This window comes from Enterococcus sp. E5-37, assembly GCF_035726925.1.
Taxonomy (GTDB): Bacteria; Bacillota; Bacilli; order Lactobacillales; family Enterococcaceae; genus Enterococcus_B; species Enterococcus_B faecium.
In genome coordinates this window covers 107,978-119,764 of sequence record NZ_JAPMLG010000006.1, presented here as the reverse complement: position 1 = coordinate 119,764, position 11,787 = coordinate 107,978, and the positions used below count along the sequence as shown (strand labels likewise).

The following is an 11,787-nucleotide window of genomic DNA, read 5'->3' as shown; positions in this document are numbered from 1 at the left end:
GTCAAAATTGTAAGTGGCAAATGCTCTTTTTGAGGATTACAATGAAAAATAGTTAAAAATGGATAGAAAGGAATTAACATGGCAAAAGGAAAACATCAAAAAAAACAGCAGATCTCTCTTTCTTTTCTCGCAGTTTTGTTGCTGGCTGTCAGCTTCTTTTCAACAGGCATCATTACAGGATGGCAATTAACAAAACAACCTCAACCACAAATTTATAAAACGGAACCCGCACAACTTGCTTCCAATTTAACATCTAATGAGCAGATGCTTGCCAGCAAAATTGATCAATTACTGCAAAAATCAGATTATATCGGTTCGATTTATGTACGCAAAAATAATCGAGTGATATTAGAAAAAGGATATGGGTACGCAAATCTACGCATAAAAGAATCGAATTCTCCTTCTCTTTACTATCAAATCGGTTCGATCCAAAAAGCGATGACTGCTTTACTTATCCTAAAACAAATTCAATCTGGCAAGATAACTTTTGACACAAAGCTATCTGAATTTTATCCTCAGATTCCTGGAAGTCAGCAAATCTCAATCAAAAATATGCTTTACATGCGCTCTGGTCTTCATCGAACCGCTTCTCCAAAAAAACCTATGTCAGATAGTGAGATCATTCAGTTTGCCCTTCATCATTTGAAATTTACTGATTATGATACGTATCATTATGAACCATTAAATTATACATTGCTTACAGGGATATTGATCAAACTAACGAAACAGCCTTATGAAACTCTTTTAAAAAAAGAAATCATTCGGCCACTCCATCTAAAACATACAGATTTTTATGAAAATGTAAAAAATTCCCCTCAGCATGCTGTATCTTACCAAATGTCTGCAACTGACGATTATTCAAAAGCATTGGTCGAGCCTGAAACAGACATCCGAAATGAATTAGGCACAGGAAATATAAGTATGTCTGTTTATGACTTGAACAAATTCTTTACCAGTGTTCTGTCTGGCGATATTATACCAAAAGAACTACTTTTCTCATTGTGGCAAAATAATGGTGATAAACATCCTTATAGCGGCGGTGTTTACAGTGGAAATGATTATATCCTTGCTCAGGGAAATATCAATCGATTCCATGCAGTAGCGGCGATGAAAAAAGACACAAAAGATGCAATCGTCATGGAAAGTAATATCCAATCTGATAAAAACATCAAATTGCCGGCCACTGATTTAAGAAATCAGATTTACGAACTGATGGAAGGTGTTAATTTAAAAAGCTAAGTCGAAACAAAAAAACCAGCATCCTGCTGGTTTTTTGTTTTAATCGATTTCTGTCTTTAAATAACGTTCCATTCCGTTCAATATATCAAATTTGGGTTGATAACCTAAAGAACGGATCTTTGAAACATCCGCTAAAGAATCACGAATATCCCCTGAACGCTCCGCTTCATATTTAAGTGCTAGCTCTGTTCCTAGGATTTGATCAATTGAATGAATCAATTCAAGTAGCGTAGTGCTTTTTCCTGTACCGACATTGAATTGTTGCCCTAATGCTTTTTCTTCCTTAGCAACAAGTAAAAGTGCTTGTATAACATCTTCTATATAAACGAAGTCTCTAGATTGGCTACCATCACCAAATAAAGTAAATTCTGCTTTTTCTCCTGCCAATTGTTTTTTGTATCGGTCTACTAGAATCGAAATAACTCCGCTATATGGAGAGTTAGGATTTTGATTTGGACCATAAACGTTAAAAAATCGGACAGCACTAGTCGGAACATCATATAAATGACAGTAATCCAAAACATATTGTTCTGCTGCAAACTTATCGATGGCATATGGTGTTAAAGGACGGATGACCGATTCTTCTTTTTTTGGCAACGTTGGTTCATCGCCATAAACTGCAGCTGATGAACTAAATACCAATCGTTTTAAACCAGATTGATATTTTCGTGCCAATTCAAGCAATAAAAGCGCACTGTCAAAATTTACACGATGAGTTTCTAGAGGACGTTCTACAGAATCTGCCACACTAGCTACAGCAGCTAAATGAAAAATATAGGCAAACTGATACTCTTTCATGATTCTTTCCATCAATTGAGGATCTGATACATCCCCCTCAATGAAAATCACTTGTTTCTCCATATCCAAGTTTTCTTTTTTTCCCATTGACAAATCGTCGACTACTACGATTTTATTTTCTTTTCCTAAATAATTCGCTAGCGTTGAGCCGATAAAACCAGCTCCGCCAGTAATCAATATAGTATCCATCAAATTCACTCCAATTGCACATATTTATTTTCTATTAACTTAAATATCAAACTAATTATCGGCTTTCATTAGATGCCAAAATTCTTTAGCACTTTTTACCAAATTTTTTCTAATAATAAATATATATACTAAGAAACTAATTAAATAAACAACCATACTTAAGAACCCACCGTCGAATACTATGTTACCAATAATAAACAAGATTGTTAATACGGTTTCTAATATAATTTTACTTCCTACTTTTACATCTAAGTATTTGCATAAGAAAAATTCTGCAAGATTACATCTTAATGCTAAACTAAATAAAATTAGTCCTACTGCAAGCATTATATTTCCAACTAAGAAAATAATAACTATAGCAAACAACAATGTTAATGATAAAGTAAGTATATTTACAAACAAAATTGTTTTTTCCTTACGTATTGTTTTTAAATAGGTATTTATCAATAAAGACATTCTTCCTTCGTAAATAACAATAGGAAATAGAATTCCCATATATTGAAGACTATCAGCATATTCTGGTAACCACATGCTTAAAATATATCTAGCTGGAACATAAAAAATTAAAAAACTATACGTAATTGGTACAAACAAGTCTCTTATTGTTTTAAATAACCATGGAAGTTTCTCTTTATTCGAACGACGTAGCAGTGGAAACATTACTATACCTATTGCATTAATAAACGTCAAAAACATATTAGAGATACTCAAAGTAAAAGATAGTTTACCAAAAATTTCAATTGTCCATCTTTGTTCTACAAAAAAACGAATTGAACCAATAATAAGCATACCTGCAATACTTGATAACATCAATTTACTACCAATATTGATATTATCAACAATTTCTCTTAAAACAGATTTAAATTTAAGTATATTTCTTTGCCAAACCATATCAGAAATTTGCATCATTCCCCATAAAGTGATGATTAGTTTTGAAATGATATCTAATATAATCAGCCAAAAAAAGTTTCGTCCGCCTATAAAAAAGTAAATTCCTATCATTATTACATATAAATATCTGTCGCCACGAGATAATTGAGCATACTCTTTTATTCTGTTTGTTGATTGTAATACATATAATATAAATGTTTTCATTATCGTAATAACAGAAACTACTGCTGTTAAAGTCAAAATCATTTTCTTATACGATGGAGGCATGAAGAACTGACTAAAGATAATAACACCTACAGATAATAGGGTCTCAAAAAGGCATAAATACCAAAACTGCGAGCCTAGATTATCTTTATCTAGATTTTCATATTCTTCACCGCCAATTTTTAAATAGATACCATCTATCCATCCTAAATGCAAAAAACCAACATAAGAAGAATAAAACACATACAGTTGCCAATAACTATATTCCCTTACTCCAAGCAATTTAGGCACAAATAAATTCAATAGTACGGAAATAGCTAATGTTATGAAATTTGCTCCAACCGTATAATATAAGTTACGAAAAACCATTTTTGCCTTCGTGTTCAAGTTTTATCACATCATCTTTCTAAAAAACTATAATCATTTATCTGAATCAAATCGTATAAAGTTGTTGATCCAATTCTTTAGAGTGTATTTTTCTAATATTTTATCTGGTACCGGAACATATGGGGTATTTAAAAATTGTTTTAGTTCAGATAAAGGTCGTTCTGTTAGTAAAAAACAATTCTGCTCATTATAGAAATCCTGATATTTTACCATATTATTATTGGTTATTAATTTTACTCCCAAAAAAATCGACTCAATAGGTCTAAGAGACAGTCCTGTTTGATTTTCTTGAACAATATCTAATATCGCTTTCGAATTTCCTTCATAGTTGATTACCTCTTGATAACTTAACGGCTTTTCGTATTGATAAGTTGAAGAAGAATTTCGACTGGAATCTACAATATAGATCATTGAATCTATACCTACTTCTTTGAAAAAAGTTTGAAGTTCTGTTAAATAAGTTAATCGTCCTTTATCTATTCCTATAAAGCACAAATCAGACTTATATTTTTTCTCATGTGAAACGACTTTTAAGCTACTAGTATCAATAAATTGATTATTATAATTTAAGTAAAACTGTTCAACGTCTTTTTTATCAAATGACCAGATTTCGCAATTTAGTCCATCAAAGAAGTCAATAGGTGTATCTACTGAAACAGGATTACTATACCAAATAATAATACGAACATGTGGATAATGTTTATTTACATACTTGATAACTGATTTTGAAAAAAAATGTGAATTTAGTATTAGTAATTCTATTCCATTTAATCTTTTTTTCCAGTCACCATATGCTATTCCGGAAAAAGTAGTATTAATATATCTGTCAAGATGATTTAAACACTTGACAAACATATTTCTTTTTTTAAAATAACTGTTTACGTCTATTCCAAGTTCAATTGCGTCTGTTGAATAAAGGACAGATTTTTTATCTAGGGTAATAATCATTATCTTGCTATAGTCTATCATTCTTATTCATCCTTACTTCGAATACAAATTAATTTAATTCATCTAGTTACTTTTCATAAAATTTATAGGGATGATGTGAAATTCTTTCTTCTTTTGGCGGGAGTTTCATGTAGTCCCCGTATCTCAGTTCCAAAAACTTTTTCCGATCTCTAATCGCTTTAAATTGATGTCCCTCAAATTCTACGTCGTCATAATGCTCAAACCATTCTATCGGAAAAACTCCCCATACTTCATTAATAAATTCCATGTACCCACAATACTTCGTCTGTTCAATCGGATACTTACGCACTAATTCTTCATATTTATTTTTCCAGAATGAGTAATTTCCTTTTTTCAACAGTCGACGGTACTTAGGATAATAAATCACCCTTTTAACCATTGCTTTAACTTTTGATCTAGATATAGCGTACGAATGGTTTAATGTAAACATCATGTTTGCACGATAGAGTTCACATAAATCGCCAAATTGTTTTCGTTCTTCTGGATTTTCTGGAAATCCGTCAAAGGGGAAAATATCTACAAAGACTCCTAAATCAGGATCTTCACTACTATAATATTGCTTCGTTACCGCTTTTGTATTAGGATCAACTAATTTTGCATAACAATATCTATAATTATCTCTCGTTTCAAAACTTAATAATTTATACGAATTATCATTTTTAAGAAGTTGGATTAATCGTTCATAATTAGGCCTGGTCAAAATAATATCCAAATCATCGTCCCAAGGAATATAACCCTGATGTCGCTCTGAACCAATTAAACTTCCATAAAACAATGAATACTCAATCTGATTTTCTCTACAAATTTGGTCTATATAAACAAGGATTTCTACGCTTATACGTTGGATATCTTTAATCTTTAATTCTCTCATTATTCTGATATACCTCCCTTATCTACCACAGGATGTTTTTTTGATATATATCCCAAATATAGCCAAAAGATGAGGCTTCCTAATTTATTTACTAATACTAGTTCTGTTAAAAACATAGCAGAAATCAAAATTGCAAGTACTGCCATGGTATTTAATACATACGAATCGTAGTCTTTTATAGTACGCATAAATAGTTGGCGCAATGTATTCCAAATCTTAATTCCAAGAAATACAAGTAGCGGTATAGTCCCTAACAGACCTGTTGTTGCTAATAAATAGAAGATAAAATTATGGGAAGTTTGTTTTTTTATTGCAATGAACGTATTCGGTAATTCTTTTTGAGCATAATTAACCAAATTACGAGGTGAACTCCCGACAAGCGGACTACTTTGGAAAATCTCAAACGAACTTTTCCATAAAGCAAAACGATTATTAGACACATCGTCCTTATTTACAACATCATCACGTTTTAAACTGATAGAATTTTGATCTTTATCCGGATTTTCAGACTTTCTAGGAACATATCTTGCTGTTATATTGATTAATTTAGGGGCAGCATATTTCCCTACTTCAGCAATTCCTAAAACAGCTCCAGTTCCAATAACCCCACAGATTACTGCCAATAATAATTTAGAAGCAATCGTCTTCCCAAATCGATTATAGACAATAAAGAAGATAGCAAAATAAGCACACAATACCAAAGCAATCTCTGCTGTTCTTGATCCAGACAAAATGATGTAAGCAAATTGAAGAAGGATCGTAACTATGCTATATATTTTTGACATTTTGTTTTTTTTCGTCATTAATAATTTTATAGCAAGAAAAACGACTGCTACAGAAATTGCACCGGCAAAATTAGGATCAGAAAAAATACCATACAAACGGTTTTCGACAAATCCTGCTCTAAACCCATTATAAAATTTATCAAAAGGTGCTACGTAAGAATAGTGCGTAAAGAACATTCCTAAAGAAATGATAACCAAAGTATTCCAAATACCTATAATTAATTTTTCGAATTTTGCAAGAAATTCAGAATCAATACTATCTCTTCCAATACGATAAACAACAAATAAATAAATAACCTGCCAAATGACTAGTTTAATGTTTTCAATTATCCCACTAGGTCCATTAAAGAACGTAGAACACAAAACAGCTAATATAAATCCTAATAAAAGATAATCTGTTTTGTAAATTTTTACGTCCTTAGATAACGCATCAATTATTAAAATGGCAAAGGCCCATATAGTTATCAACGAAAATAATGCTGTATCGATTTTTGAAGGTAAAAGACTATAAAAATTAATTAACCGAATGGTCAATGCGACTCCAAAGACAACTATAAAAATTTTTTTGCTTTTATCAGAAAAAAACTTTATTTTTTTTACATCCATTTTCCACTCACCTAACTATTTTTACTTTTGTATTTCTCATCTTCCAAAATTGCAAGCTTCTTATACAATCTCACATTCAACTGCAATACAGTTGCAGCTATTTTTCTATTTCTAGTGAAATATTGATTTTTTAAGATGAAGAAGTAATTGCTCCTTAAAAAGTTTAATATTTCTTTGGTTCCTTTATAGTTACGTTCTCGATTACTAATTACAATCTTATCTAAAACGATAAAATGCGCCCAACAGGTTCTAGTATGTGCAACTGAAGATAATTCAGGATGGCGTTCTTTAATCCAGATTTCATTTTCTTTCCAAACATTGATTGTATCAAGATCTTTCTCACCAAAGCGACTACTTGTAATGCTGTTTTCCCGATGAAAATAATAATACTTCTGCTGAGTATCAATAACTACTTTTTCTGTTTTATCTAATACAGGAAGGATAACAGCAGCATCTTCCGTGATAACACCTTCAGGATAGCGGATAGTATCAAAAATCTCTTTTTTATATAGTTTATTCCAAGCCTGGACAGAAACAACTTTTGCTTCTAGAATCATTTTCATCGCTTCTATTTTCGATAAAACCATATATTGCGTCTTTAGAATTTTAGGTTCTCTATTTGCATATAAATCATATACGCCACAAATAGAAAGATCTGCTTGTTCTTTGACAATGTTGTCGTACAAAAGTTCATACATATCTTTTTCGATATAATCATCACTGTCAACAAAACCTAAATACTTTCCTCGTGCCACATCAATCCCGGCATTTCTTGCACTACTTAATCCGCCATTTTTTTTATGGATAACACGGACACGACTGTCTTTCGATGCATATTCATCACATATTTTACCGCTGTTGTCAGGAGAACCGTCATCTACTAATATCACTTCGAAATCAGTAAATGTTTGTGCTAAGATTGAATCTACACATTTTCTTAAATAAGGTTCTACTTTATAGACAGGAACAATAATACTAATCTCACACATTTTGCTTCTCACCTTTAACTAATTCTACTGTGTGTATCAATGATTCTTTCAATTCAAATATTGGATACCAACCATTTTCTTTGATTTTCTTGTTATCAAGTATCGCTGTGCTAGCTTTTGAGAAACCTTTTTGTTCAATCTCATCCGGCAATTCAAAAATTACTTGTTTGCCGCTGATATCAGCTAGCTGTTGGGCTAATTCTTTTAGTCGTAAATCAAAGTTTTCTGAAGAAACGTTGTACGCCTCTCCTTTTTCTCCTTCAAGCAGTAAATGAAGAATAGCAGAAACAGCATCTCCAACATATACATACGAAAAATATTGGTTTCCTTCACTTTTTAAAACAATATCTTTTTGTTCGACTGCATTTAAAATAAATTGTGAGGATGCTTTCGTATCAGATAAAAGCATCGTCGGACCAAACGTACGGCAAAGCCGTGGAATCACGATGTCGAGGTCGTGTTTTGCGATGTAGGCTTGGCATAATGATTCACTGACTCTTTTTCCTTCAGGGTACCCTGCTCTCAGTGTATTACAATCGATGTATCCACAGTAATCTTCTGTGAATTTTTCTATATCGCCTCGATTTTCGCCATAGATTTCTACTGTTGATAAAAATAATACTCTCTCAGGCTGGGTTACTACTGCATGTTTCAATACTTGCTCTGTACCTGCAAGATTAGTCATGATCGTACCAATTGGATCAGTTGCGTAAGCCTTAGGGTGTGTGTTACTTGCACCGTGTATCAAATAGTCAGCTTGAATCTCTTTTGATAAAGGTTCTGTGACGTCACCTTCAACAATTTCGAAAGTATCTAATTCAAGATAACTGGTAAACCTTTTTTCAAGCTTCTGACGGTTTCTGCCCATTGCATAAACTTTGATTTTGATGCCTAGTTGTTCATTAGCAGCCATCAACGTATCAATCAAAAAAGAGCCGATCATTCCAGAAGCACCAATCATCAGAACGGATTTTCCATGTAGCTGTTTTATTTTTGGTGTATGATTGATTACTTTTGCCAAATCTTCTTGGTACATTGGTTGTTTAATCAACGCCATCATCTTTCACCTAGTCTTTCATTTTTAAATATGCTTTGAACAATTCTAGATCATCTGTTGTTGTCAATTTGATATTTTTATCAGAACCAGCAGCAAAATATAAAGTTTCTCCCAAATCTACCATCATGGTATTCGTATAAGAAGAATCAGTCATACCGATGTCTTCTTTCACTGCCCGGTCATATGCTGCCCGTAGTTTTCCGTATTGATAAGCTTGTGGAGTTGAGACACGCCTCAATGTGTTACGATCGACATACTGTTCCGTCGTTTCTTCTGTTTTCTTGATAAAAATTTGTTCGTTGTAAGGTAGAGAGGTTACACCGTTACCAAATTCTTTACATTTAACGATTACATCTGACAATACCAGTTCGTCTACTAGTGGACGGATTCCATCATGGATGATGATCGTATCATCATCTTCAGAATAGTCTTTCAAAAACTGAACACCATTATTGATCGACTCTTGTCCTTTTGATCCACCTGTAATGACCCATTTGACTTTGCTAATATTGAATTCTTTGATATACGCCCACATCGTTTCTTCCCAACCAGATTTGCAAACGACTAAAATCCGGTCAACTTGAGGATGGTGTTGAAATGATTCCAATGTATAAATAATAATAGGTTTTCCTTCAATTGTAATGAACTGTTTTGGGATATCTTGTCCCATACGTTTACCGACACCGCCGGCAATAATAATAGCTGTAATCATTTTTTTTCTGCTCCTTTAGTTAAATAATATTTTCCTTTGTACATTTTGTATGAATGTTCTGGGTCAATATAAACTGCTTCATGATGAGAAACCTGATCTTTTTCAGGCGGAAGCTGCATATAGTCACCAAAAACTTGACTTAAATAATTATCATAACCAACTGGTACTGGCATCTCTGTATCTTCGAATGGCACCCACACAGCAGATTCAAAGTCTTTTGCAGGATAAACATTCCCCATATATCGAGGTCCGACACAAAGTTCTGTAACGAAATTCGTTGGATTATGATTGTATTTGGTCATCTGCTTTTCAGCATATCTCCATATTTTATACTTCGTTTTTGCAGGTACACTATTTAACAATAGCTTTCCAGCTAATTCCATCGCTTTCCCATGGTTTTGCGGTACTTGCTGACTTCGATAAATCGCATAGATCATTGCCCATATCTTTTGCTTTTTCCGTTCAGTTTGCTTTTCAGGTGCAGTATCTAACGGAAAAATATCTAATTGGATACCATGAGGGATATCTAAATCTTCCTGATACGTTTTGATAAAGGTCGTTTGAACATTACGGATAGTTGTAAAGGAGTTTCGATCATGATTCGTCAGAGCTGGTCTTAATAAAACAAATTTATCTTTTTGTGGACCGGTTTCCCATAATTCAGCTAATCGATCATAATCCCTTCTAGGCATAAAAAAATCTAAATCATCATCCCATGGGATAAAACCTTTATGCCGGATTGCTCCGATTGCGCCGCCACCACAAAAATAACACAACAAATCGTGACTTTTACAAAAATCTACAAAGTATTGTGCCATTTCGAGATTTACTTTTTGAACTTTTTTTAATTCAGGATCTGTACTGTACATTATAGTTGCCTCAACCATTCTTTTATTAATCTTCCCTATTTTCTCATAAATAGAGGTGGTTTTCAATCTTATGCAAATGGTTCTTTCTTTACTGACTGAAAACTGATAGATAAATAGCTATTTTTTATTTTTAAAAGGGTTGTGACAAAAGACAGTCACAACCCCTTATTCCGACTTTTTTAATAAACTCTCTTCAACAATGCCATGATGCTTGGCATTTTCACTTCCACAAAGCTGCCAGCTTTCACCGCAGATAATAAGAGAGGAGCTGGCAAATTATACAGCCATTTTGTTACTTTTTTCGCGCTAGAATCAGTCAATGCAATCTTTTTAGCTTCTTGGATGGCTGGATCATTCAAAATATGCATGGCTTCTTCTCTTTTTTCTTTAGCAGTTCGCTCAGAATTCTCATAAATAGAAAAAATCACAGAGGTTGTTCCTTTTAATAGAAGAGAAGCCATACCTGATTTATCTTTATCACTTGTCACCACATTTGCCAATTCATAAAATTCTTTAAAGGTTTCAAATTTATTGGGTTTGTATTGGTTGGTTATCCCTTTTCCACCTTCAAAGTGATAGATATACTCGATTCTTGGATTCATTATTACTTGCTGACAATGTTCATAATAGTTCAAATTGAAGATACGGTCTTCACAACTGCTGTAATTTTTGAATAGAATCTGTTTTTCCATCAAGATTTCCCTCTTGTAACATTTGTTCCAAACTACATACATCAGCTGTTGATTCATCAGTTGATACATATCATCCACGAACTGTTTATGATCTGTATATTGATATTCTGGAACAAGATAGTCCTTTTCCGAAATGATTTCTTCCCCGCTTAACGTACGGAATGTAAAAGAACTGATAAGCAAATCTGCTTCAGGATGCTGTTCAAATAACTGCTGATAATCTGCCAAAATTTCTTTGACTGGCTCATCGTCTGCATCGAAAAATAATACATATTTTCCTGTAGATTGCTTGATGCCTTCATTCCGAGCAAGTCCAGGGCCTTGGTTTTCGGTTGTAAAAAGTTGAAAATGACTATCTCCTTGGATAGCTGATTGAATCAGCTTTTCTGTTTTGTCCGTTGAACCGTCATTGACCAAAATCACTTCATATTCTTCGAATGCCAGATTTTTTAAAACTTCTATTGTATGAGCAATCGTGTCTTCTGCATTATAAATCGGAATAATTATACTAAATATCGGATGGCTCATT

General features: G+C 33.0%; 11 protein-coding genes. 1 reads left to right on the top strand and 10 read right to left on the bottom strand.

Translation table 11 applies throughout. The annotated features are described in order from the left end of the window. Positions 1 to 78: 78 nt before the first annotated feature. Positions 79 to 1,239, top strand: coding sequence for a serine hydrolase domain-containing protein (locus OS138_RS06875; RefSeq protein ID WP_104884941.1), 1,161 nt, complete (start codon positions 79 to 81; stop codon positions 1,237 to 1,239). 39 nt (positions 1,240 to 1,278) lie between these two features. Here the strand turns inward: OS138_RS06875 and OS138_RS06870 are convergent, their stop codons facing one another. The 10 genes from OS138_RS06870 to OS138_RS06825 form a co-directional block, all read right to left on the bottom strand. Continuing rightward, positions 1,279 to 2,226 carry an NAD-dependent epimerase/dehydratase family protein gene (locus OS138_RS06870; protein WP_002323484.1) on the bottom strand — a complete coding sequence of 316 codons (948 nt, stop codon included), beginning with the start codon at positions 2,224 to 2,226 and terminating at the stop codon, positions 1,279 to 1,281. Between the two features lie 51 nt (positions 2,227 to 2,277). After that, positions 2,278 to 3,708 (bottom strand): lipopolysaccharide biosynthesis protein, encoded by a 1,431-nt coding sequence (locus OS138_RS06865; protein WP_181040935.1) that lies wholly within the window; start codon positions 3,706 to 3,708, stop codon positions 2,278 to 2,280. Positions 3,709 to 3,741: 33 nt separating this feature from the next. Then, positions 3,742 to 4,677 carry a lipopolysaccharide biosynthesis protein gene (locus OS138_RS06860; RefSeq protein ID WP_104884939.1) on the bottom strand — a complete coding sequence of 312 codons (936 nt, stop codon included), beginning with the start codon at positions 4,675 to 4,677 and terminating at the stop codon, positions 3,742 to 3,744. A 46-nt stretch (positions 4,678 to 4,723) separates the two neighbouring features. Beyond that, positions 4,724 to 5,548, bottom strand: coding sequence for a LicD family protein (locus OS138_RS06855; RefSeq protein ID WP_104884938.1), 825 nt, complete (start codon positions 5,546 to 5,548; stop codon positions 4,724 to 4,726). Beyond that, entirely contained in the window at positions 5,548 to 6,939 is a 1,392-nt protein-coding gene (locus OS138_RS06850; RefSeq protein ID WP_104884937.1) for an O-antigen ligase family protein, read from the bottom strand. Before OS138_RS06850 ends, OS138_RS06855 begins: the two co-directional genes overlap by 1 nt. Before the next feature lie 11 nt (positions 6,940 to 6,950). Continuing rightward, positions 6,951 to 7,928 (bottom strand): glycosyltransferase family 2 protein, encoded by a 978-nt coding sequence (locus OS138_RS06845; RefSeq protein ID WP_104884936.1) that lies wholly within the window; start codon positions 7,926 to 7,928, stop codon positions 6,951 to 6,953. After that, the gene (locus OS138_RS06840; protein WP_104884935.1) at positions 7,921 to 8,988 is read right to left on the bottom strand and encodes an NAD-dependent epimerase/dehydratase family protein; all 1,068 of its coding nucleotides are present in this window, start codon (positions 8,986 to 8,988) and stop codon (positions 7,921 to 7,923) included. Before OS138_RS06840 ends, OS138_RS06845 begins: the two co-directional genes overlap by 8 nt. 7 nt (positions 8,989 to 8,995) lie before the next feature. Continuing rightward, the gene (locus tag OS138_RS06835; RefSeq protein WP_002297058.1) at positions 8,996 to 9,697 is read right to left on the bottom strand and encodes an IspD/TarI family cytidylyltransferase; all 702 of its coding nucleotides are present in this window, start codon (positions 9,695 to 9,697) and stop codon (positions 8,996 to 8,998) included. Beyond that, complete coding sequence (locus OS138_RS06830) at positions 9,694 to 10,566, bottom strand: LicD family protein (protein WP_002326485.1); 873 nt, start codon at positions 10,564 to 10,566, stop codon at positions 9,694 to 9,696. The genes OS138_RS06835 and OS138_RS06830 overlap by 4 nt, the downstream gene beginning before the upstream one ends. 179 nt (positions 10,567 to 10,745) lie before the next feature. Then, positions 10,746 to 11,786: a glycosyltransferase family 2 protein gene (locus OS138_RS06825; protein WP_002323492.1), complete on the bottom strand. Its 1,041-nt coding sequence runs from the start codon at positions 11,784 to 11,786 to the stop codon at positions 10,746 to 10,748. Position 11,787: the final 1 nt, after the last annotated feature.